Source organism: Enterococcus bulliens, from assembly GCF_053761865.1.
The window spans coordinates 1-24871 of sequence record NZ_JBSMXK010000016.1 but is presented as its reverse complement, the minus strand read 5'-3'; the positions used below and the strand labels follow the sequence as shown (position 1 = coordinate 24871).

The following is a 24871-nucleotide window of genomic DNA, read 5'->3' as shown; positions in this document are numbered from 1 at the left end:
GGGACGAATCGTGAAAGAAGTGACGATTTTAGGTGCAGGTTATGCAGGCTTAATGGCCTTAAAAACTTTGCAGAAAAAAGCTGGAGATTTCCATATTACATTAGTGGATCAAAATGATTACCATTATGAAGCAACTTATCTACATGAAGTAGCTGCTGGGACACAACCAAAAGAAAAAATTTGCTATCCAATCAAAGACGTAGTGAATCCAAAAGTAACTACTTTTGTGCAAGACCGCGTTGAAAAAATTGATGCAGACAAAAAAGAAGTAACATTAAAAAATGGATCACCAATCCATTATGATTACTTGATCGTTTCTTTAGGTTTCCGTTCTGAAACATTTGGAATCGAAGGTGCTGAAGAAAATGCTTTAGAGATGGTAACTATTGATTCAGCTAACAAAATCCATGAGCACATTTTAGCAAGCATGGCAAAATACAAACAAACAAAAGATAAAAAATATCTAAAATTAGTTGTTTGTGGTGCTGGATTTACTGGTATCGAATTAGTTGGTTCTTTAGTAGAAGCACGTCCACGTTATGCAAAAATCGCTGGCGTAGATCCAAAAGAAATCGAAATTTTCTGTGTCGAAGCTGCCCCAACAATCTTACCAATGTTCAACGATGATTTAACAAATTACTGTTTAGATCACTTAGCTAAATGGGATGTTAAATTAATGACTGGTAAAGCAATCAAAGCAATCAAACCTGAAACAGTTGTCTACCAAGACGGTAAAGACGAAACAATGGGTGAACTAGAAGCTGCTACGATCATCTGGACAACAGGTGTTAGCGGAAGCACGGTAATCGGTGAATCTGGATTTGAAGAACGTCGTGGCCGCGTAATGGTCAATGCTGACTTGACTGATCCAAATCACAACGATGTTTATCTAATTGGTGATGTGTCTGCTGTAATGGATAAAGAATCAAATCGTCCTTACCCAACAACTGCACAAATCGCTTTGAAAATGGGAACACACGCTGCTAAAAACATCTTGAACCAATTAAATGGTCAAGCAACACAAGAATTTACGTTTAAATCTCAAGGTTCTGTAGCTTCAATCGGAAATACGCATGCATTTGGTATGGTTGGAAATACTGGAATCAAAGGATATCCAGCTTCATTCGTGAAGAAAATGATTGAAAACAAATCATTAATGGAAACTGGTGGATTTAAAGAAGTATTCGCTAAAGGTCGTTTTGATCTATATCATTAAGTCGATCGTTCAAAGAAGCAATCAAGGAAACTTGATTGCTTCTTTTTTTTTCGCTAAAGTAGTAAGAAAAGGAGGCGGTTTGATGTACTGTGCATTGGATATTGGCGGGACTCAGATCAAACAAGCATATATTACTAAAGAAGGTGAACTTTCTGATGTGAAGACGACCGATACACCGAAAACAAAACAACAATTTTTAACGTGTATCGAGAATATCTTAAATGAACTACCAGATACTTGTCAGGGAGTGGGAATCAGTTGTCCCGGAAAGATCGATACCACGACAAAAATAGTTTATCATGGAGGTTCATTGACTTTTTTAGATCACTTTTCATTTGCGGACTTTTTTGAAAAAATCGGCTGTACGTTACCGGTTGCTATTCAAAATGATGGTAAAGCTGCGATTTTAGGTGAATATTGGCTAGGTAGTTTACAAGGTATTAGACAAGCAGTCGGTCTGACATTAGGGACTGGTGTCGGTGGTGGTTTATTAGTTGATGGGAAACTTTTGGAAGGAAAAAATTTTCAAGCTGGCGAGTTTAGTTTTATTTTGAATCATCCGAGCCTACCAGATAAACAGGTAATGACGGGTGCACAACTTTCAGCTGCCAGATTTATCAAACAAGCAGCACGCTTACTAGAACTAGAGGATATAACAGATGGTCAGACAGTATTTGAACACTTGAATAAAAATTCGTCTAAATCATTATATGATCTATTTGAAGGCTATTGTTTCCAAATCGCTTCATTGCTCTTTAATCTACAATGTATCTTTGATCCAGAAAAGATCGTCATCGGTGGAGGAATCAGTGCTCAACCTTTATTGATTACAGAAATCAATCGTCAGTATACGAAAATATTAAATCATGATGCATTTTATCAACAAACCTTTACCCCGGTAGTGATTGAAGCCTGTCAATTTCAAAATCATGCAAATTGTTTAGGTGCAGTCTATGCCTTGCGAACAGAACTGTCATCTTAGTGTTTAATCGTTGACAAACGTAAACGATAGAAGTAGGATATGAACAAGAAGACGAACTAAAGGAGTGAATTCTTGTGCATAAACAATTTCAAGTTGAAGGAATGACATGCGCTAGTTGTGCCCAAACGGTCGAAAAAGCTGTCGCAAAACTACCGCATGTGAAAAAGGCCACGGTCAATCTTGCGAATGAAACACTACAGATCACAGAAGATGCGGAAATTTCATTTTCCACTCTCTCACAAGCAGTAGCAGACGCAGGGTATCAGCTAGTCGATCCAATCACTCAAATGACATTACCAGTGGAGGGGATGACGTGTGCTAGTTGTGCGCAAACAGTAGAACATGTAGTCAGTCAGTTAGCTGGTGTAAAAAAAGCCACAGTCAATCTCGCGACTGAAACATTACAAGTATCTTTTGTCAGCGCGGATATCTCGATCGTCACGATCGCTCGAGCAGTAACGGACGCAGGCTATCATTTAGTAGTAGAAAAGCAGCCAGATATCAATCAAAAAGACAAGAAACAACAAGCTATCCACCACATGTGGCATCGATTTATCTGGTCGGCAGTCTTTACGATCCCTTTATTGTATCTTGCGATGGGTGAAATGATTGGATTACCAATTTGGCATCAGATCAGTAGTCATCATGCGCCAATCGTTGCGGCAACACTACAATTGATACTGGCGACGCCGGTTTTAATCATTGGACGAGTATTTTTTACCAAAGGATTCAAAGCCTTGTTTAAAGGGCATCCTTCAATGGACTCCTTAGTAGCGTTAGGGACCAGTGCAGCGTTTGTATATAGTCTATATGGAACCATTATGGTCTATTTAGGTGATACGACAGCCGCGATGAATTTGTATTATGAATCGGCAGCAGTGATTTTGACCTTGATTACTTTAGGGAAATATTTTGAATTAGTCTCCAAAGGAAAAACATCCGATGCGATTCAAAGTCTCTTAAATCTTTCTCCAAAAGAGGCGACAGTGTTAATTAAAGGACAAGCACAAACGCGATTGGTCGCCGAATTGCAAGTAGGCGATATCGTATTGGTTAAACCAGGTGAAAAAATTCCAACAGATGGGATTGTGACAAAAGGTACGACTAGTATTGACGAAAGTTTACTGACTGGTGAAAGTTTGCCGGTTGCTAAACAAGTAGGAGATTCAGTTGTAGGTGCTAGTTTGAATCAACAAGGCAGCATCGAGATGCGTGTGACGAAGATCGGTGCTGAAACGGCTTTAGCTCAAATTGTAAAATTAGTAGAAGAAGCACAAGGATCAAAAGCACCGATTGCTAAACTAGCTGATCGAGTTTCAGGTGTGTTCGTACCGATCGTTATTGGCTTAGCATTACTTTCAGGTCTTGTTTGGTTGATTTTTGGCCACGAGTCTTGGGTCTTTGCCTTGACGATCACTATTTCTGTATTAGTGATTGCCTGTCCATGTGCATTAGGTTTAGCAACACCGACAGCGATGATGGTAGGAATGGGAAAAGCGGCTGAAAAAGGAATTTTATTTAAAACGGGTGAAGCATTGGAACGGACACATCAACTGCAAACGATCGTTTTAGATAAGACTGGAACCATCACACAAGGCAATCCTGAAGTGACGGATTTAGTTAGTATCAATGGATCGAGTGAGTTGGACTTTTTGACGCTAGTGGCTTCGCTTGAACAAGTATCTGAACATCCGCTTGCGAAAGCAGTCTTAAAACGAGCAAAACAAGAGCAACTTGTATTAAAAGAAGTAGATGGATTTTTAGCTTTACCTGGTGTAGGGATTAAAGGGACGATCGAGGGTCAAACGTATCGTTTGGGAAATATGACCGTTCTAACTGCATTACCACAAGCAGAGAAGATTCAAAAACAAGCGACTATTTGGGCAGAACAAGGGAAGACACCAATCGCTTTAGTCACAGATACAACTATCATAGGCGCATTAGCCGTGGCTGATCCAATCAAACCAAGCAGTCAAGAAGCGATTCGGTCATTAAAAGAAAACGGGCTAAGTGTGGTCATGTTGACTGGAGATAACGAAAAAACAGCACAAGCGATCGCACGTCAAGTTGGGATCACCGAAGTAGTCAGTGAGGTCGTTCCAGCTCAAAAAGCACAAGCAATCCAACAATTGCAAACAAAACATCAAGGACTAGTCGCAATGGTAGGCGACGGAGTAAATGATGCTCCTGCACTCGCGCAAGCAGATATTGGGATGGCGATCGGTTCAGGAACAGATGTGGCATTAGAGTCGGCGGATATCATCTTGATGAAGAACGAATTGACAGGAGTAGTTCAAGCGCTCTTATATAGTCGCTTGACGATAAAAACGATTAAAGAAAATCTTTTTTGGGCGTTTGCTTATAATATTTTAGGGATTCCAGTTGCGATGGGGCTCTTGTATTTATTTGGTGGACCACTCCTCAATCCGATGCTTGCTGGTGGAGCGATGAGTTTTAGTTCTGTTTCGGTCTTACTAAATGCTTTACGATTAAAACGCAAAATTTAATAAAAAATACGGGATCACTTTTTGAAAGTCCAATCAAAAAGTGATCCCGTGTTTTTAAGATGATTAAATATAGTCTTGTGTTAATTCCATAAATTCACTAACATCTGCTAGAACACGATTGATACCCGCTTGCCAAAAATCTGGTTTTGTTAGATCGACTTGTAAATGTTTTTGCGCCAATTCTTCAGTCGTCATTGAAGCAGTATCGCGTAAAAGCGCAATGTAGTCATCTTCAAAACTAGTTCCTTTGTCTGAAGCATATGCATAGATTCCCATACTGAATAAATAGCCAAAGGTGTAAGGGAAGTTGTAAAATGGAACATCATCGATAAAGAAATGCAATTTCGCTGCCCAAAAATGAGGATGATAGCTACCAAGTTGATCTAGATAGCTTTCTTTTTGCGCTTCTAGCATTAAATTAGTGATTTGTTCTTGTGATACCAAGCCTTTTTGACGTGCAGTGTAGAAGTTTGTTTCAAAGATAAAACGCGCATGGATATTCATAAACATCGCAATCGCATTTTGCATCTTTGTATCCAATAAGTTGATTTTTTCTTCTTTTGTTTGCGCTTCTTTAAGCGTTGCATCTGCTACGATTAATTCAGCAAAAGTACTCGCTGTTTCGGCAACGTTCATTGCGTATTCTTGATTGACACTAGGCAAGTCCCACATCACGCTGCTATGAAAGGCATGACCCAATTCATGTGCCAAAGTCGCGACTTCATTGACAGAATTGCTATAGGTCATAAAGATACGTGATCCTTTTGTTTCAGGTAATTCAGTACAGTAACCGCCAGGACGTTTACCTGGACGATCCTCAGCCTCGATCCAAGATTTTTCAAAAGCCATTTGTGCAAAGTCAGCCATTTTAGGACTAAATTCTTTAAAATGGTCAATAATAAACGTAGCAGCTTCATCAAAACTGTATGTTCGCTCGGTCATATCACCTAAAATAATTGGCGCATCTTGATCTTGCCAATCCATTTTTTCTTTTCCAAATAATTGAGCTTTGCGTGTAAGAAAATCCATAATCGGTTGTTTATTTTTAACGATCGTACTCCACATCGTATCAAGAGTTTTACGAGATAAACGATTGTATTCTAATGGTTCTTTCAAGAAATCTTCGATACCATGTAGTCGTTGAGTTGAGATTCTAAAACCATCTAAATGATTTAGTGTGTCTGCTAATAGAGGAGCTTTTTCATTCCATGCTTTTTCCCAAGCAGCAAATAAAGTTGCCCGTACTTCGGCATCGGGATCGCCAGTCATTTTATTAAATGCTTGTCCAGCCGATAACGTTTGTTCGCGGCCTTCTTTATCAGTAAAAGGGATCGCAATCGTTGCAACGATTGTATCATAATGTTCACTCCAAGCATTTAACCCATCTAGCGCTAGTGTGTGGATGATATTTTCTTCAGCTTCACTTAATAATTCTAATCCGTCACGGCGCATTTCATTCAAACGAAACGCGACATCTGTCAATGCATCACTCGTTGTGATCGTCGACCAAACATCATCAGTGATTTGCGTCAGTTTTTTTGCGAATAATGTATGAGCAGACTGAAAAACTGGTGACTTAGCTGAAAGTTCACCCATCAGTAATTTCGCTTTTTGGTCGTTCACATCGCTTGATAGCAATGCACCAATGAAACTTCCACATTGTGAGAAACCGTTACTACAGACTTCTTCTTTTTGTAAAATTATAGCAATTGTATCTGGAGTCGTTTCGTCTATAGTCCAAGCCTCGATTGTTTGTTGATAGGCTGTAATTTGTTCAGAGAGCTGTGCTAAACGTTTTGTCAGTGCCTCAGACTCACTCCCACCTTTAAAAATTGAATCTAGATCCCAATTAATTGCATAGTGCATACGTACATTCCTCCTTTTTTAATAGTATAGCACATCCAAAATATTCTATCATGAAAGCCTTATCTATTTACTCGGTATTTTTTTATAGTTATGCTATACTAAAAAAGGTAAGCGATTTCTTTTTTAAAGGAGAGACTAGTGATGGCAGAAAAACAAAATGAAAAAAACAGTATGTCGAACAAATTCGTGTAATTGTAGAAAAGCTAGAAGCTGATTTGCATGAACTAAAACAAGATACGACTCAAAGCGCTGAAGAAAAAGATTTGGCAGCATTTAAAGCACATAAAAAAGCCTTGTTTGAAATCAAAGGTGTGCTGCATCATGCGGGTAAATTACTTGATTTTGATCCAGCCTATTTTGATGAATTGCGAATACTCGAATCATTACCAATGTATTATTCCTCAGAAATGCCATTTCAACCGTATTTATATTAAAAATGTTCCTTCTGAAATACCGTTCATCCGTTTTTTAAGAAGTTATGACAGGCTTTTGTCATGGCTTCTTTTTTTATTTCTTCTCAAGTTTTAAAGAACGTGATAATATAAACACGTTGGAGGGATGACTGTGATCAAACAATACCGTAAAGATGGACGACTATATTTGTGGATAGGCTTTATTTTAATGGGAGTGTTATTCTATAGTTCTTCACAAACGTATGAGCAACAATCTCAAATTGGATTATTATCCACTTTGTTGCATAATGAACCTTTTTCAAACTCCTTATCGCACGTGGCGTTTAATTACGCAGGCAGTGAGGTAAGTATCGCAGCTAAGGGATACTTTTCGTTTGTCGAATTTTTTATCCGTAAAGGTGCGCATTTTGGAACTTATTTTTTAATGGGTGGTAGTTTATATTTAGGTCTTGTTCCACGAATACGCAGTGTTTTATTAACTGGCGTGATCGCTTGGTTAGCAGCTACGGGGTATGCTGGATTGGATGAATTCCATCAAATGCTAACCGGTGGGAGAACACCACTATTTCAAGATGTCATGCTCGATTCATCTGGTGCAATGACAGTCATTTTACTTTGTATGCTCGTTTTTTTTGTTAAAAGAAGACGTGTCATCTAAAACGAAAAGAGAGGCGAGAGATGCGAATGATTTTAGAAACAGATCGATTGCGTATTAGACAATGGACAAAAGGAGAAGCAGCAGCACTAACGGAGTTTTTAGTAGATCCTGAAGTGATGCATGCTTACGAAGAACCTTTTACTCAAGAAGAAATTAATGAGTGGTTACGTTGGAATATCGCTTCTTATGAAACCAAAGGATATGGAATATGGGCAGTTGAACTAAAAGAAACCGGAGAAATAATCGGAGAATGTGGGTTGACGGATCAATGGGTCGTCGATCGACCGTATTTTGAATTGAGTTATCATCTAAAGAAAAGTGCATGGGGAAAAGATTACATGCTAGAGGCGACGCAAGCAATCCAGCAGTATGCATTTGATGTATTACGAGCAAACTCAGTGATTATGATCATTCGTGATATCAATATCAAGGCAATGAATATCGCAATCTCCAACCACATGAAGATTATGAAACGAATTATCAAAGAGCGTGATGGAATCAGTACACCACATTACATCTTTTGTATTGAAAAACAAAACAGATAGGACATATTGTCCTATCTGTTTTTTAGATTATTGTTTTGCGTCTTCTTCTTCAAGTTTTGCAAAAGCACTTTGCAAAATGTCTTTTAATTGTTTTGCAGAAGCTTCCATTTTTTCTTGTTCGCTATCTGTTAATGGGATTTCAATAATTTGTTTGATCCCTGAGGCATTGATCACGGCAGGTGTACCGATGTAGACATCGTCGATCCCGTATTCGCCATCTAAGTACACAGATAATGGCAATACCGCATTTTCATTGTCTAAGATAGCGCGAGTAATCCGTGCTAAAGATACAGCGATCCCATAGAAGGTCGCACCTTTTTTCTCAATGATCGTATACGCTGCATCACGTACACTAAAGAATAAATTGACCATTGCTTCTTCATCGACATCTGGATTATTTTTGATCCATTCATAGATTTGTAAACCTGCAACGTTGGCATGAGACCATACAGGAAATTCTGAATCTCCATGTTCACCTAAAATATAAGCATGGACGTTACGTGCATCTACATCGATCAAGTCTGCTAGAGCATGACGGAAACGAGCAGAATCTAAAGATGTACCAGATCCAATAACGCGTTCTTTAGGGAAACCAGAGAATTTCCAAGTAGAGTACGTTAAAATATCTACTGGGTTTGCAGCGACTAAAAAGATACCTTCAAAGCCAGATGCTACGATTTGAGTTACAACTGAACGGTTGATTTTTAAATTTTTATGAACTAAGTCTAAACGAGTTTCACCAGGTTTTTGGGCAGCCCCAGCAGTAATGACGACTAAATCAGCGTCATGAGCATCGGCATAGTCTGCTGCATAGATTTTTTTAGGTGAAGTAAAGGCTAAAGCATGAGATAAATCAAGAGCATCGCCTTCTGTTTTAGCTTTATCGATATCGATAATTCCGACTTCTTGTGCAATATTTTGAGTAAGTAACGCAAACGCATAACTTGATCCAACTGCGCCATCACCGACTAAAATTACTTTTTGATGTCTTTTTCCTGTACTTTTAACCATTTATATATCATCCTTTCTAATTTCACATCTCTTACAAAGACTATGTTAACACTTTATCAAACTTTTGTCATGTGATTCAGCAAACAATATAACAATTTTTTTAACTGTTTTTCGTTTAAAACGCTTTCTTTAGAGAATTGAAAACGTAACAAATGTTGTTTAAAAGTACAGTTGTTCAATATGTCACAATATAAAAAGTTTTAGTGATCGGATTATTGACTAAAGATACAGATATTTCGCAGAATGGAAGTGCTTATGGTATAATTTACGTATTGAATAGACGAAACGCACTGGTCAACACTTGTTGGCCAGCATTTTGCGTTTGAAAATAGGATAAAGAAAGAGTTGGATAGACAAGATGAAAATGATTGTTGGCCTAGGAAATCCAGGTAAAAAATATCATGAAACGAAACATAATGTAGGATTTATGGTTCTTGATGAATTAGCGAAGAAAAATCAAGCAACATTTAAGAAAAATACTTTCGAAGCTGAAGTTGCAGAATTTTTTTATAATGGCGAGAAAGTCTTGCTTGTGAAACCGAAAACGTATATGAATGAATCGGGTCGCTCAGTAGGACCGTTAATGACGTATTTTGGTATTTATCCTGAAGAACTAGTCGTCATTTATGATGATTTAGATCTAGTCGTAGGGAAGATACGCTTGCGTCAAAAAGGGAGTGCAGGTGGTCATAACGGAATCAAAAGTTTGATTTCACATCTAGGAACACAGACCTTTGATCGTATCAAAGTCGGGATCGGTCGACCTAAAGGAAGACAAACGGTTATTGATCACGTACTAAGTGGCTTTGATAAAGAGGATCAACCGATGATCTATCAAGGAATCGATGCTTCTGTTGATGCGGTGATGCATTACATTGAAGGAAATGATTTTTCATTGACCATGAATCAGTTCAACAAAAAAGGAGAGTAATAGATGGATATTCTTGATTTGCTTAATCGTTCCGAAACGATTACCCAGTGGCAAACAAAACTCAAAGAACAAACATCACGTCAGCTGATTACAGGACTTGCTGGTTCTGCTAAGCATCTGGCGATTTTGAGCGCCTTTAAACAGTTAGATCGCTCTGTTGTTTTAGTGACAGCCAATCTCTATTATGCGAATCAAGCGGCTGAAGAATTACGCCAATGGGAATCAGAAGTTTATGTGTTCCCAGTCGATGAAGTGATTTCAGCAGAGATGGCTTTTGCCTCCCCTGAAGCAAAAGCAGAACGGGTCGCGACATTAGATGCGATTGCAACGAATAAAAAAGGGATCTATATTTTACCGATTGCCGCATTAAAAAAACGGCTGCCTGATCGTAAAACTTGGCAACAAGCAAAGTTGACGTTTGCTTTACAAGATGAGATCGACATACAAGTCTTACCGCAGCGCCTCGTACACATGGGGTACACTCGACAACAAATGATTGAAAAGCCAGGAGATTTTAGTATTCGAGGTAGTATCGTAGACATTTATCCGCTTGATCAAGCAGATCCAATTCGAATCGAACTATTTGATGTAGAGATCGATTCGATGCGGACGTTTGATGTCGCTACCCAACGTTCGATTCAGTCGATCGAGCATTTTACAATCCTTCCAGTTACGGAACTGATTTTTTCAACGGAGCATTTGTACCATGGACAAGAATTAGTCGAACAAGCACTAAAACAACGTTTGGCTATCACACAAGAAGAAACCGATCGCGCATTATTGAGCGATTATTTTGAGCAACTGCTTAAAGATTGGTCTAATGGTATTGCCGGTGAACACGCAGCGTATTATACCGATTTTTTATATCCAGAAGCGACTACAGTTATTGATTATTTTACTGATCCGTACTTATTGATGGTCGATGACTATGCACGCATCATGGAAACATCGCGTGAGATGATGCACGAAGCAGCTGAATGGCATACGCAAAAGATCGAGGAATTACGCTTGTTTTCAACACAAGAAGTACTGATTGATGATCCACAAGTATTGCACCATATTGAAGCGCCAACGACCTTTTTTTCTTTGTTTCAAAAAGGAATGGGGAATTTGCGTTTTCAAGCAATTTATACGATGCAATATCGACCGATGCAACAATTTTTCGGACAAATGGGGCTGTTGAAAGCAGAAGTGGATCGCTGGATTAAGCTTTCTTATACGATCGTCTTTTTAGTCAGTACTTTAGAGCAACAAAAAAAATTAGAACAAGAATTCCGTGATCATGAGATCTATGCGGTCACAACTAAGGCTGATCGCTTAACGTTGAATCGTGCACAGATTATCGAAGCCAGTTTGCAAAATGGTTTTGAGCTACCAAACGAGCAATTGATCGTAGTTACAGAACGTGAGATTTTTCAAAAAGTTGCGAAAAAACGTGCACGTCGTCAAACGATTTCTAATGCGGAACGTCTTAAAAGTTATAATGAATTAAAAACAGGAGATTACGTTGTACATGAAAATCATGGTATCGGAAAATATATCGGCATGGAAACACTTGAAGTCGATGGTGTGCATCAAGATTATTTAACGATCGTATATCAAAACGATGATAAATTGTTTATTCCTGTTACGCAGTTGAATCTTATCCAAAAATATGTTGCTTCAGAATCGAAATCTCCGCGTATCAATAAACTAGGTGGAAGTGAATGGACTAAGACGAAGCGTAAAGTTTCACAACGAATCGAAGATATCGCTGATGATTTGATCCAACTGTATGCCAAAAGAGAAGCAGAAAAAGGCTTTGCTTTTGGTCCAGACGATGGCTATCAAAAAGAATTCGAAGATGCTTTTCCTTATTCTGAAACGCAAGATCAGTTACGTAGTACGACAGAAATCAAAAAAGATATGGAAAAAGAAAAACCAATGGATCGTTTGCTAGTAGGTGATGTTGGATTTGGGAAAACAGAAGTGGCTTTAAGAGCAGCTTTTAAAGCGATTCGTGAAAGCAAACAAGTGGCAATTTTAGTGCCAACGACGATCTTGGCGCAACAGCATTATGAGACAATGGTCGATCGTTTTCAAGGTTTCCCAGTCAACGTAGGTGTGTTGAGCCGTTTCCAAACAAAAGCGCAACAAACAAAAACACTTGAAGAACTGCGTAAAGGGCAAATCGATATCATTGTTGGAACGCATCGTTTGCTATCAAAAGATGTCGTTTTTGCTGATCTAGGATTACTAGTTATCGATGAAGAACAACGTTTTGGTGTGAAACACAAAGAACGTTTAAAACAATTGCGTTCGCAAGTCGACGTTTTGACGTTGACGGCAACCCCGATCCCACGTACATTACACATGTCGATGCTTGGTGTGCGTGATTTGTCAGTGATTGAAACCCCTCCTGAAAATCGCTATCCGATTCAGACCTATGTTATGGAGAGTAATCCTGGTGCGATTCGTGAAGCGATTTTACGTGAAATGGCTCGTGGTGGACAAGTTTTCTATCTATATAATCGTGTAGATACGATCGAACAAAAAGTGGAAGAATTACAAGCACTAGTACCAGATGCACGCATTGGCTATGCACACGGTCAGATGACAGAGATCCAACTTGAGAATACGCTCTTTGATTTTATTGAAGGAGAATTTGACGTTTTGGTCACGACGACGATTATTGAAACGGGTGTGGATATCCCAAATGCCAATACATTGTTTGTAGAAAATGCAGATTTTATGGGGCTATCGACCTTGTACCAGCTTCGTGGTCGTGTGGGGCGTAGTAATCGTGTGGCGTATGCATACTTTATGTATGCACCGCAAAAAATCTTAACAGAAGTCAGTGAAAAACGTCTCCAAGCAATCAAAGATTTCACTGAACTAGGTTCAGGATTTAAGATTGCAATGCGCGATTTGTCAATCCGTGGTGCGGGTAATCTACTAGGAGCACAGCAACATGGATTCATCGATTCAGTCGGATTTGATCTATATGCACAGATGTTAGCCGAAGCAGTTGAACGTAAACAAGGGAAAAATACACAGCTACAAAAAACAAGTACCGAAATCGATTTAGGGCTAGATGCTTATTTACCTGGAACGTATATCGAAGATGAACGTCAAAAAATCGAAGTCTATAAACGAATTCGTGAATTAGAAAGTATGGAAGCTTTAGATGAGTTGCAAGATGATCTATTGGATCGTTTTGGTGAGTATCCAGATGAAGTTGCACATTTACTGATGATTGGTGAAATCAAAATGAATGCCGATCGTGCTTTATTTGAGAGTATTCGTAAAAAAGAACAACAAATGCTCTTTACTTTAAGCAAGATCGGTACAAAATTGTATTCAGTCGAACAATTATTTGAAGGGCTAGCGAAGACCAAATTAAAAGCAACACTAGGTGTCGAAAAAGAAAAAATGGTGATTCGTTTAGTGATTCCAAAAGAAATGAAGCCTATGGTGTGGCTACAAGAAGTTGAAAATTTTGTTTGCGCATTACGCGAAATCCGTTATCAACAACAGTTGGTATCACAAGTAGACTAAGGAGGCATGGATATGGCAAAATCGCAACTGCATCATCTGATGCGTGGTGCCTTAGTTTTGACGATGGCTTCTTTTATCGCGAAACTTTTGAGTGCTATTTATCGTGTGCCGTTTCAAAATTTAGTGGGCGACCAAGGATTTTATGTGTATCAACAAGTCTATCCACTATACGGGATCGCAATCACGTTAGCTTTGACTAGTTTTCCACAATTTTTGTCTCGTGTGACGGTCGGTCAAAATCCATTGGAAAAACGTGAAACTTTAAAAGCGTATTTTCCAATGATCGCTACGTTAGCGTTAGGAATGTGGTTTTTTCTTTTTGTGTTTAGTAGTATCGTCGCCTTTGCGATGGGCAATCGAGAGCTTGCGCCATTGATACGAGTCGTGTCATTCACCTTTTTATTGATTCCTTCTTTAGCGATTCGTCGTGGAGAGTTTCAAGGTTCGATGCACATGGTACCGACAGCTGTATCACAAGTTGTGGAGCAAATCGTTCGTGTGGTAGTGATCTTACTGGCAGCGTATAGTTTTAAAGCTTTTGATAAAACCGTCTATCAAGTGGGAACGTATGCGCTTAGTGGTTCATTAGTTGGAGGCATCGCTGCCTTTTTTGTTTTGCGATATTATGCTTATAAAATCCACGGAGGACATGTGCGTCTTACACAATTAGTCGGACCCTATCCTAACAAAGTAGTTCGGTATCGTTTTTATAAAGAAGCGGGTATGTTGACGATCTACGGTAGTTTATTGATCATGTTTCAATTGATCGATTCGTTTTTTGTAGTCAATGGTCTTGTTGCTTCAGGCATGCCGTTACACGAAGCTCAAGTAACAAAAGGGATTTTTGATCGAGGTCAACCACTCGTTCAACTAGGATTGGTTGTTGCAACAGCATTGAGTGCAAGTTTTTTACCGGCCTTGACTGATTATCTAACCGCAAATCGTGAAGCGCACTTTCGCTTTTCAGCGAAAATGTACTTAAGATTAACGGTCAGCGTGGCTTTTGCAGCATCTTTGGGTCTAGCTGGTTTGATGCCGTTTATCAACTATACTTTATTTAAAGATTTTAAAGGAACCAATACTTTAGTGCTATTTGTTTTTTCGATCGTATTGATGGCGACCGTTCAGTCTTACCAAAGTATCGCGCAAAGTCAAAACCGCTTACGTCTATCTTTGCGTGCAGCACTTTTTGGTTGTGCAGCAAAACTTATCTTGACTGGTATTTTGACTTATCTGTTTGGAACGATCGGAACAAGTTTTGCTACTTTAAGTGGATTATTAGTGGTCTTTTTGGTTTTCTTACGTTATGACGATCGTAAGTTATACTTATTTTTTAATGAACGTTACTTTTTTGTGCGTTTAGGCATCGCCTTATCAGGTATGGCAGTAAGTTTGCTAATCTATGATCTTACTTGGTATTATATAATAGAAGAGTGGCATCGTTCGACGACGCTATGGATCAGCTTGTTTGGTGTCGTTTTAGGAGCAAGCGTCTTTTTGATCTTGACGATCAAGTGTCAGGTATTTACCGTACGTGAGTGGTTGTATCTACCTAAAGGAGCGAAAATTTTACGCTTAGGAGTGAGAAAATGAGAATCGATAAATTTTTAAAAGTTTCCCGTTTAATTAAACGACGTTCTGTTGCAAAAGAAGTCGCAGATAAAGGAAGAATCAAAATCAATGGTAAGTTAGCGAAATCCGGCAGTAGTGTAAAAGTCGGTGATATCTTACGCATTCAATTTGGGAATCGGATCGTTGAAGTACGTGTTGAGGTGTTACAAGAATCAACGAAAAAAGAAGATGCAGCCCAAATGTACACACTATTATCAGAAGAAAGAGTTTCTGAAAATAGTGCAAATGAGTCTTAAAATTCTCTTCAATATTGTTAGACAAGTCTTGTGGATGTTGGTATAATAAGTATCACAATCCTACAAGACTGGAGCGAGCGATTTTTGAAAAAAACAAAAAAAAGCAACGTTGCCTATTTGCCAACTGATTTTGCTAAGGAACAATATGCGAATTATGCGAAACAACAACGCCAAGTAATCTATCGTCGCCGCCGTCTATTTGTGATATTTGCGGTCGCCGCGATCGTCGCGATTCTTTTTGGGATTAGTTTGTTCCGTGATTTTTCACGCTTGCATCAGCTAGAAACATATCAAGCGACAAAAGTTGTGGAAAAGAAAGATACAGATCAGCAAATTACCTCATTGAAAAAAGACGTTGCTCTTTTAGAAGATGATGATTACGTTGCGAAATTAGCACGTAGCCGCTATTTTTATTCTAAAGAAGACGAAATTAATTTTAGATTGCCTGATGGGGTCACGCAATCAGAAGAAGAAACAACCAAATAACTTTGTCGTGTCTATCCATAAGATAGTCCATCATAAAAGCGTAATAAAATTAGGAGGAACATATTTTTTATGTCAATCGAAGTTGGAGCAAAAGTACCAGGAAAAGTATCAGGAATTACAAATTTTGGTGCCTTTATTGATCTTGGAGCGGGAAAAACTGGCTTGGTCCACATCAGTGAAGTGTCAAATGGATTCGTGAAGGATATCAATGAAGTGTTAAAAGTCGGCGATGAAGTTACTGTTTTAGTAACAAATATCGGTACCGATGGAAAAATCGGATTGTCGATTCGTAAGGCAGAAGATAAACCACGTGAGGAAAAACGTGAATATCCGAAAAAAGACTTCAACCGTGGTCCTAAAAAACCATTCACACGTAATCAACCTTCACAAGCACCAGCAAATACAAAACAAGACTTCGATTCATTAATGTCCTCGTTTTTAAAGGATAGCGATGATCGTCTATCTTCATTAAAACGAAATACTGAAGGAAAACGCGGTGGCCGTGGCGGTCGTCGTAACTAAGTACAATTAAAAAGGTTGAGCCTGTATGGCTCAACCTTTTTTGAATTAGGAGGAAATATGAGTAGAGAACAGCTCCTAGCCCATCTTAAAGCACAACGATTATGGCAATCTACAGATTCATTACTAATTGCCGTATCAGGAGGGGTGGATTCGATGGTACTACTAGATTTAATGATGCAGTTATCGGATACCTATCATAAATGTGGTGTCGCTTACGTCGATCATCAACTCCGCGAGCAATCTAAGGTTGAAAAACAATTTGTGAGACATGTGTGTCAACGGTACGACATTCCATTTTTTCATGCCACTTGGACACCGACTGAAACGAATGTCGAAGCAAATGCCAGAGCATTTCGTTATGATTTTTTTGAATCCCTTTTAACAACTGAAAACTATGATGGGGTGCTAACAGCGCATCATCTAAACGATCAAGCAGAAACATTGGTGATGAAATTGATACGAGAAGGTACGATGTTTGCACTAAAGAGCCTAGTTGCAACCCAGTCCTTTGGAATAGGTAAACGACTCATTCGGCCATTGCTCACACTAGAAAAAAAAACCTTGCGTCAATATGCAGCTGACTATCAGATCGAGTATTATGAGGATTTAAGTAATCAAGATGATAAGTACACTCGTAATCGTGTACGTAAATATTTGATTCCTCAGATGATCGACGAAAATCCACAAGCATTAGCACATATTGATCGTGTGAGTCAGCAAGTCGCACTGGCTGAACAATTGATCCAAGAAAATTACCACGAATGGTCTAGAAAATGGATCATAAAAACACCAACGAGTTGGTGCATCGCACTCGAAGGCGTAGGTCAGCTTTCTAAAGCACAAGCGTATTATTTTTGGGAATGCTTGCGTTTAGATAGCCACTCGTTGCTTACGATCAATCAAAAACAGTTGGCGGCAGTACAGGAACTGATTCGTCAAAACAAGAGTCAGTGGCAACTTACGTTAAAAGATCAAGGAATCATTAAACGCCGGTATGATAAGTTGTGGCTTATTGCAAATGAACAAGTGCTACCTATAGTCGAACATGGACCGTTGCGATTGATCATAAATAAAAGTTATTCATTATCAGAAAATGAGCTGATCGGCATCTTCGAACCAGATCATCTTCCTGACTGGCAAGCTGATTATCAATTAAGATTATTTGCTCAAACAGAATTTTGGTTGCGAAAAAGACAACCCGGTGATAAGATCGCACTCACACCAAAGCTTTCCAAAAAAGTCGCACGCTACTTGATCGATGCTAAAATCCCAAAAGAAGCACGTGATCGAGGTTGGATTTTAGAAAATAAAGATAAGAATCTTTTAGCATTCTTACCTTTTGTCTGTTCCTATTTGAGTATTAGTAAAGAAACTGATAAAATACACTACGTACTTCTATATAAATACGAGAAGTAACGGTTGAAAGGAGACTTATATGCTAGAAAAAGATATTGAAAAAGTTTTAGTGACAAAAGAGCAGATTCGTACACGCTGTGAAGAGCTTGGAAAAGTTTTAACAGAAGAATACAAAGATAAAAACCCATTAGTCGTGGGAGTATTAAAAGGAGCAGTTCCTTTCATGGCGGATATCGTACGTGAAATGGATTGCTATTTAGAGCTTGATTTTATGGACGTGTCAAGTTATGGTAATGCATTAGTCTCTTCTGGAGAAGTGAAGATCGTCAAAGATCTAGATACAAATGTTGAAGGTCGGGACATGTTGATCGTAGAAGATATTATCGACAGTGGTCGCACTTTAGCTTATTTAGTTGATTTGTTTAAATACCGCAAAGCGAAATCTGTCAAAATTGTTACTTTGTTAGATAAACCTGAAGGCCGCGTAGTCGATATTGAAGCAGATTACATTGGTTTTGACGTTCCAAACGAGTTTGTTGTCGGTTATGGTTTGGATTACACCGAACAATACCGTAACTTACCGTATGTAGGCGTATTAAAACCAAGTGTTTATCAATCTTAATAGTGATTATTTTACAACAACTATGATACAATAAAATTGGTCAATATAAGACAAAACAGGCAAGGAGGGGCCGCATGAACAAAAAAGGAAACGGTACGGTCAAAACGACCTTATATTACGTACTCGTCTTATTGGCGATGGTTATGGTTGTCTATTATTTCTTTGGCAACGGTGGCAGTAAATCACCTGAAATCGAGTATTCCACATTTACAAAACAGTTAAAAGACGGTGACGTTGAATCATTTACCGTTCAGCCTTCAAATGGTGTTTATCGAATTACTGGTAAATACAAGAGTGAACAAACGATTAGCAATGATAGTGGATTGAGCGTGTTTGGTTCGACTTCTTCTAAATCGACATCATTTTCAACAATTATTTTGCCAAATGATTCGACTTTAAGTGAAATTACGACACTTGCAAGCGACAATTCAGTCAAAACGCAAATTGAACAAGAATCAAATAGTGGGATCTGGTTATCTCTACTTGTAAGTTTCTTACCACTTGTGATCATCATTTTCTTCTTCTATATGATGATGGGTCAACAAGGTGGCGGTGGCGGCGGTGGTGGCCGTGTCATGAACTTTGGGAAATCAAAAGCCAAAGAAGCTGACAAAAAAGCCAACCGTGTCCGATTTACAGACGTAGCTGGTGCTGAAGAAGAAAAACAAGAGCTTGTAGAAGTCGTGGAATTCTTAAAAGATCCGCGTCGTTTCTCTGCTTTAGGTGCACGTATCCCTGCTGGTGTGTTATTAGAGGGTCCTCCGGGAACTGGTAAAACATTACTTGCAAAAGCAGTTGCCGGTGAAGCTGGCGTACCATTTTATTCAATTTCAGGTTCTGATTTTGTTGAAATGTTTGTCGGTGTCGGTGCAAGCCGTGTTCGTGATTTATTTGAAACAGCGAAGAAAAATGCACCTGCGATCATCTTTATCGATGAAATCGATGCTGTCGGTCGCCAACGTGGTGCTGGTATGGGTGGCGGACACGATGAACGTGAACAAACCTTAAATCAATTGCTGGTTGAAATGGATGGATTTGGTGGTAACGAAGGTGTAATCGTGATTGCCGCAACAAACCGTTCTGACGTGTTGGATCCAGCGTTACTTCGTCCGGGTCGTTTTGACCGTCAAATTTTAGTTGGTCGTCCGGATGTTAAAGGGCGTGAAGCAATTTTACGTGTTCATGCGAAAAACAAACCTTTAGCAAGCGATGTAGATTTAAAAGTTGTTGCACAACAAACACCAGGTTTTGCCGGTGCTGAATTAGAAAATGTGTTAAACGAAGCTGCTTTAGTTGCTGCTCGTCGGAATAAAAAACAAATCGATGCTTCGGATATCGATGAAGCAGAAGATCGCGTGATTGCAGGACCAGCTAAAAAAGATCGTGTGATCAGTAAGCGTGAACGCGAAATGGTTGCCTATCATGAAGCAGGGCATACGATTGTTGGTTTAGTCTTAAGCCGTGCTCGTGTGGTGCATAAGGTAACGATCATCCCTCGTGGACGCGCTGGTGGGTACATGATTGCCTTGCCTAAAGAAGATCAAATGTTGATGACAAAAGAAGACATGTTCGAACAAATCGTGGGTCTTTTAGGTGGACGTACAGCAGAAGAATTAATCTTCAACGTACAATCTACTGGTGCATCAAATGACTTTGAACAGGCAACAGCTTTAGCTAGAAGCATGGTAACTGAGTATGGAATGAGTGATAAATTAGGACCTGTTCAATATGAAGGAAACCATCAAGTTTTTGTTGGCCGTGACTATGGTCAAACCAAAGCGTATTCTGAGCAAGTGGCTTATGAGATTGATACAGAAGTGCGTAAGATCTTAGTTGATGCGCATAATAAAGCACGTGAAATCATTCAAACGTATCATGAAAAACACAAATTGATCGCTGAAAAACTTTTAGAGTTTGAAACACTAGATGCTAAAGCAATCAAATCATTGTTTGAAACAGGTCAAATGCCTGTAGATCATGAACAAAGTGAATTTCCTAGTGAAAAAGCACAAACGTATGAAGAAGCTAAACGTGCATTAGAAGAAAAAGATGCACAAAAACAAGCAGAACAAAAACCTCTAGATGAAGACATTACGCCTTTAGATGAGGATGATCGTCTGTAATAGGTAGATAAACGAAGGATGCTACTTGTAGCTCCTTCGTTTTCTTGTTTTAAACGGTAAAGTTGAAAAAAAGTAAAGATTTGAGTATGATTCAGTCATAAGCAAAAGGAGAGAAAAACATGATCAAAGATTATTTAGTAAAAGCCTTAGCATACGGCGGATTTGTCCGTGCTTATGCGGTAAGTGCAACGGAAACTGTCGCTGAAGCACAGCGACGTCATGATACATGGAACACAGCGTCGGCTGCATTAGGCCGTACGATGGTAGGTGGACTACTATTAGGAAGTACAGTCAAAGGTGACGATACCATTACGGTAAAAGTTCAAGGAAATGGACCCGCTGGTTTGATCATGGTGGACAGCAATGGCCGCGGAGATGTTAAAGGATATATTCAAAATCCAAATGTAAGTCTACCATTAAATGAAAAAGGAAAAATTGATGTTCGTGGTGCAGTTGGGACAGATGGCGTCTTTACCGTTATTAAAGATCTAGGTTTGAAAGAACCATTCTCAGGACAAACTCTAATCGTTTCTGGTGAGCTTGGAGAAGATTTCACGTATTATTTGGCAGTGTCTGAACAAGTCCCTTCCGCTGTAGGTCTAAGTGTCTTGGTCGATACGGATGATTCGATTCGTTCAGCTGGTGGCTTTATGCTACAAATCATGCCAGGAGCTCCTGAAGAAGTAATCGAGAAAATCGAAAAACGATTAGCAAGTTTGCCATTGGTTTCAAGTCTTTTAGACCAAGGAAAGACACCAGAAGATATCTTGGATACGATTTTTGATGGTGAGTCGTTGATGATTTTAGAAACGATGCCAGTTATGTTTAAATGTGATTGCTCAAAAGAGAAATTTGGGAATGCGATCTTAACCCTAGGAACAAAAGAGATTCAGGATATGATCGATGAAGATCATGGAGCAGAAGCTGTTTGTTCTTTCTGTAATAATAAATACTATTTTGATGAAGCGGATCTAGAAGAAATCAAAGCTGAAATCACTGGAGGTAACTAATGGATCACTCTTGGAAAATCGGCGATGTTGAGATTCCGAACCGTGTCGTGGTTGCTCCGATGGCTGGGATCAGTAATGCCGCTTTTCGCGTGACAGTAAAAGAAGCTGGTGCCGGGATGGTTGTTTGTGAAATGATCAGCGACAAAGGAATCAACTTGCGAAATAAAAAAACTCTAAGTATGTTGCATATCGAAGAAACGGAGCATCCACTTAGTCTACAGATCTTTGGAGGAGACAAGGATAACTTAGTCGAAGCTGCACGTTTTGTCGAAGCCAATACTACTGCAGATATCATCGACATCAATATGGGCTGTCCAGTAAATAAGATCATCAAAGCTGAAGCTGGTGCTAGATGGTTACTTGATCCTGATAAAGTATATGAAATGGTACATGCCGTTTCATCAGCTGTTTCGATTCCAGTTACGGTCAAAATGCGTACAGGTTGGGATGAAGAACATTTATTTGCGGTACAAAATGCTCAAGCTGCTCAAGCTGCGGGTGCCTCAGCGATTGCGATGCACGGCCGAACACGAGTGCAAATGTATGAAGGACAAGCCAATTGGGAGATTTTAAAAGAAGTGAAGCAAGCCATTGAGATTCCATTTATGGGGAACGGCGATGTGCGAACGCCGGAAGATGCGAAGCGGATGCTTGAAGAAGTAGGATGTGATGCGGTGATGATCGGACGTGCTGCTTTAGGGAACCCGTGGATGATCCGTCGTACCAAAGAGTATTTGGAAACCGGCATTTTGATCGATGAACCTTCACCTCGTGAAAAAATCGATATCGCAAAATTGCATTTTGAACGATTAGTTGCGCTTAAAGGTGAGAAATTAGCTTCATTAGAATTTCGTCAGCATGCAGCTTATTATTTAAAAGGTGTACCGAGAGCTGCAAAAATCAAAGCAGCAATCAATAAATCAGAAGATCGCCAAACCACTTTGGATCTATTAGATTCATTTTTGGAAAAAGTCGAAGCAAACGCCTAACGAATATGAAAGAACAAGTCGAAGCGTAATCTTCGACTTGCTTTTTTTTCAGAAACTTGTCATTATTAGGAAAGAAGTACAAGTGAGAATGGAGGAACACTCGTGGCAGAGGAAAAAATAGAAGCACAAGTGGAAACGCAAGAAGAACTAAATGATCAAATGGTCGTTCGTCGTCAAAAAATGGAACAATTACGTGAAGAAGGAATTGATCCTTTTGGACAACGTTTTGAACGTACGCATCAATCGGCTGAATTGCATGAAGTTTTTGATCCAAGAACTAAAGAAGAATTAGCGGAAATGGCTTTAACTGCTAGTATTGCAGGTCGTATTGTGACAAAACGTGGAAAAGGAAAAGCTGGTTTTGCGCATTTACAAGATCGTGAAGGCCGTATTCAAATCTACGTTCGTCAAGATCAAGTTGGTGAAGCACAATATGAAGTCTTTAAACATGCTGATTTAGGTGACTTCTTTGGTGTTACTGGTGAAATCATGAAAACCAACACTGGTGAAGTGACTATCAAAGCCAAAGAAATCACGATCTTATCAAAAGCGCTACGGCCATTACCGGATAAATACCACGGTTTGACTAATGTAGAACAACGTTATCGTCAACGCTATTTAGATTTAATCAGTAATCAAGAAAGTTTTGATCGTTTTACTAAACGTAGTCAAATCATCAGCGAAATCCGTCGCTACTTGGATGGATTAGGTTATATTGAAGTGGAGACACCTGTATTACACAATCAAGCGGGTGGTGCTGCAGCACGTCCGTTTATTACACATCATAATGCTTTAGACATGGATTTATATTTGCGTATCGCTTTAGAATTACATCTAAAACGACTAATCGTTGGTGGTATGGAAAAAGTATACGAAATTAGTCGCGTTTTCCGTAATGAAGGGATCGATACGACACATAATCCAGAATTTACAATGATGGAATGTTATACAGCTTATACAGATTATAAAGATATCATGGATCTAACAGAAGGAATTATTCGGAACGCTGCTGAAAAAACATTAGGAACAACTCAAATCACTTATGATGGTCAAGCAGTTGACTTAGAATCTGAATTCCGACGTTTGCATATGGTTGATGGCGTAAAAGAACAAACTGGCGTAGATTTCTGGAAAGAAATGTCTGTAGAAGAAGCTCGTGCTCAAGCTAAAGAACATAACGTTGAGATTACAGACAGTATGACTGTTGGTCATATCCTAAATGAATTCTTTGAAACATTTGTAGAGGAAACATTGCAACAACCTACATTTGTTTACGGACATCCAGTAGAAGTTTCACCGTTAGCGAAGAAAAATCCAGAAGATCCTCGTTTTACAGATCGCTTTGAGCTATTTATCGTAGGGCGTGAGTTTGCGAACGCCTTTACAGAGTTAAATGACCCAATCGATCAACGTGAACGGTTCGAAGCTCAAGAAAAAGAACGTGCAGCTGGAAACGACGAAGCACATGGAGTAGATGAAGACTTCTTAGAAGCTTTAGAGTACGGTATGCCGCCAACTGGTGGTTTAGGAATCGGAATTGACCGTTTAGTAATGTTATTAACTGATGCGCAATCAATTCGCGATGTGCTTTTATTCCCAACAATGCGCTAATTTAAAAGTCCTCAACTAGTTGAGGACTTTTTTTATACGAATAAACTCAATTTAGAGATAGGTTTATCGAAAGAATTTGTATATAAAAACGAACAAAAATCATTTGTTTTTATTTATTGAACGCTTTTGAAAAAAACTTGTAAAAGAAGTATAAAAATGTTTGACCTATACGTACTTACTTGGTATATTATTACTTGTCCTAAAGACGCCTCGTTAATTTTTCTAGTTATTTTTTTGTTCAAAAAACTTTCAAAAAAGTATTGACGTTAGATAATCTAGATGATATTATAACTGAGTCGTTAAAATACAACTTCTAATAAACGTTGATTTAACAATCAATTAAATAAAAAAAGTTGTTGACAAATAACATTTGAAATGTTATGATAACTAAGTCGTGAAAAACAAGTCTTAACTTGTTTGAAAAAAACTTTTAAAAAAGTATTGACAATAAATCAATCAATATGTTAAGATTTAAAAGTTGCTACAAGCGACAGATTAGACCTTTGAAAACTGAACAAAGCAAGCAAACGAACCAATAGTGTAAGGTGTTTCTATTTAGATAGAAGCAAAAACAAAACAGCAAGCAGTAATGCGAGCGAAGTCAATTAAGAGCTTAAC

General features: G+C 38.9%; 20 protein-coding genes. 18 read left to right on the top strand and 2 right to left on the bottom strand.

Annotated elements, in window-relative coordinates; all coding sequences use genetic code 11:
* Nucleotides 1-10: 10 nt before the first annotated feature.
* From ACWOEC_RS08830 to ACWOEC_RS08820, 3 genes are all read left to right on the top strand, one after another.
* Entirely contained in the window at nt 11-1216 is a 1206-nt protein-coding gene (locus ACWOEC_RS08830; RefSeq protein ID WP_297076126.1) for an NAD(P)/FAD-dependent oxidoreductase, read from the top strand.
* Nucleotides 1217-1298: 82 nt separating this feature from the next.
* The gene (locus tag ACWOEC_RS08825) at nt 1299-2198 is read left to right on the top strand and encodes an ROK family protein (RefSeq protein ID WP_455307502.1); all 900 of its coding nucleotides are present in this window, start codon (nt 1299-1301) and stop codon (nt 2196-2198) included.
* Between the two features lie 74 nt (nt 2199-2272).
* The gene (locus tag ACWOEC_RS08820) at nt 2273-4705 is read left to right on the top strand and encodes a heavy metal translocating P-type ATPase (protein ID WP_455307500.1); all 2433 of its coding nucleotides are present in this window, start codon (nt 2273-2275) and stop codon (nt 4703-4705) included.
* Nucleotides 4706-4768: 63 nt separating this feature from the next.
* Here the strand turns inward: ACWOEC_RS08820 and ACWOEC_RS08815 are convergent, their stop codons facing one another.
* The gene (locus ACWOEC_RS08815) at nt 4769-6571 is read right to left on the bottom strand and encodes a M3 family oligoendopeptidase (RefSeq protein ID WP_455307498.1); all 1803 of its coding nucleotides are present in this window, start codon (nt 6569-6571) and stop codon (nt 4769-4771) included.
* 215 nt (nt 6572-6786) lie between these two features.
* On the opposite strand from ACWOEC_RS08815, the gene ACWOEC_RS08810 reads away from it, so the two are divergent.
* From ACWOEC_RS08810 to ACWOEC_RS08800, 3 genes are all read left to right on the top strand, one after another.
* Complete coding sequence (locus ACWOEC_RS08810; protein WP_455307496.1) at nt 6787-7005, top strand: hypothetical protein; 219 nt, start codon at nt 6787-6789, stop codon at nt 7003-7005.
* Between the two features lie 133 nt (nt 7006-7138).
* Complete coding sequence (locus ACWOEC_RS08805) at nt 7139-7642, top strand: VanZ family protein (protein ID WP_455307583.1); 504 nt, start codon at nt 7139-7141, stop codon at nt 7640-7642.
* Nucleotides 7643-7662: 20 nt separating this feature from the next.
* Nucleotides 7663-8187, top strand: a complete 525-nt coding sequence (locus tag ACWOEC_RS08800) for a GNAT family N-acetyltransferase (protein WP_455307494.1) — start codon at nt 7663-7665, stop codon at nt 8185-8187.
* A gap of 27 nt (nt 8188-8214) precedes the next feature.
* Here ACWOEC_RS08800 and ACWOEC_RS08795 read toward each other — a convergent pair whose 3' ends face one another.
* A complete protein-coding gene (locus ACWOEC_RS08795) occupies nt 8215-9198 on the bottom strand; it encodes an L-lactate dehydrogenase (protein WP_297076139.1) in 984 nt (327 codons plus the stop codon).
* A gap of 358 nt (nt 9199-9556) precedes the next feature.
* Between ACWOEC_RS08795 and pth the strand changes: the two genes are divergently transcribed.
* The 12 genes from pth (at nt 9557) to lysS (ending at nt 24253) form a co-directional block, all read left to right on the top strand.
* Nucleotides 9557-10129 carry an aminoacyl-tRNA hydrolase gene (gene pth, locus ACWOEC_RS08790; protein ID WP_455307491.1) on the top strand — a complete coding sequence of 191 codons (573 nt, stop codon included), beginning with the start codon at nt 9557-9559 and terminating at the stop codon, nt 10127-10129.
* Nucleotides 10130-10132: 3 nt separating this feature from the next.
* A complete protein-coding gene (mfd, locus tag ACWOEC_RS08785; protein WP_455307489.1) occupies nt 10133-13666 on the top strand; it encodes a transcription-repair coupling factor in 3534 nt (1177 codons plus the stop codon).
* Between the two features lie 12 nt (nt 13667-13678).
* Nucleotides 13679-15259, top strand: a complete 1581-nt coding sequence (locus tag ACWOEC_RS08780) for a putative polysaccharide biosynthesis protein (RefSeq protein ID WP_455307487.1) — start codon at nt 13679-13681, stop codon at nt 15257-15259.
* Entirely contained in the window at nt 15256-15534 is a 279-nt protein-coding gene (locus ACWOEC_RS08775; RefSeq protein WP_297076149.1) for an RNA-binding S4 domain-containing protein, read from the top strand. Before ACWOEC_RS08780 ends, ACWOEC_RS08775 begins: the two co-directional genes overlap by 4 nt.
* A gap of 84 nt (nt 15535-15618) precedes the next feature.
* The gene (locus tag ACWOEC_RS08770; RefSeq protein WP_455307485.1) at nt 15619-16020 is read left to right on the top strand and encodes an FtsB family cell division protein; all 402 of its coding nucleotides are present in this window, start codon (nt 15619-15621) and stop codon (nt 16018-16020) included.
* 69 nt (nt 16021-16089) lie between these two features.
* Nucleotides 16090-16542 carry a S1 domain-containing RNA-binding protein gene (locus tag ACWOEC_RS08765; RefSeq protein WP_297076155.1) on the top strand — a complete coding sequence of 151 codons (453 nt, stop codon included), beginning with the start codon at nt 16090-16092 and terminating at the stop codon, nt 16540-16542.
* A gap of 57 nt (nt 16543-16599) precedes the next feature.
* The gene (gene tilS / locus ACWOEC_RS08760) at nt 16600-17958 is read left to right on the top strand and encodes a tRNA lysidine(34) synthetase TilS (RefSeq protein WP_455307482.1); all 1359 of its coding nucleotides are present in this window, start codon (nt 16600-16602) and stop codon (nt 17956-17958) included.
* A 19-nt stretch (nt 17959-17977) separates the two neighbouring features.
* The gene (gene hpt / locus ACWOEC_RS08755) at nt 17978-18520 is read left to right on the top strand and encodes a hypoxanthine phosphoribosyltransferase (RefSeq protein ID WP_297076161.1); all 543 of its coding nucleotides are present in this window, start codon (nt 17978-17980) and stop codon (nt 18518-18520) included.
* A 74-nt stretch (nt 18521-18594) separates the two neighbouring features.
* Nucleotides 18595-20643, top strand: a complete 2049-nt coding sequence (gene ftsH / locus ACWOEC_RS08750) for an ATP-dependent zinc metalloprotease FtsH (protein WP_297076164.1) — start codon at nt 18595-18597, stop codon at nt 20641-20643.
* A gap of 122 nt (nt 20644-20765) precedes the next feature.
* Entirely contained in the window at nt 20766-21653 is an 888-nt protein-coding gene (hslO, locus tag ACWOEC_RS08745) for an Hsp33 family molecular chaperone HslO (RefSeq protein ID WP_455307581.1), read from the top strand.
* Complete coding sequence (dusB, locus tag ACWOEC_RS08740; protein WP_297076170.1) at nt 21653-22642, top strand: tRNA dihydrouridine synthase DusB; 990 nt, start codon at nt 21653-21655, stop codon at nt 22640-22642. The genes hslO and dusB overlap by 1 nt, the downstream gene beginning before the upstream one ends.
* Before the next feature lie 117 nt (nt 22643-22759).
* Nucleotides 22760-24253 (top strand): lysine--tRNA ligase, encoded by a 1494-nt coding sequence (gene lysS, locus ACWOEC_RS08735; RefSeq protein WP_455307579.1) that lies wholly within the window; start codon nt 22760-22762, stop codon nt 24251-24253.
* Nucleotides 24254-24871: the final 618 nt, after the last annotated feature.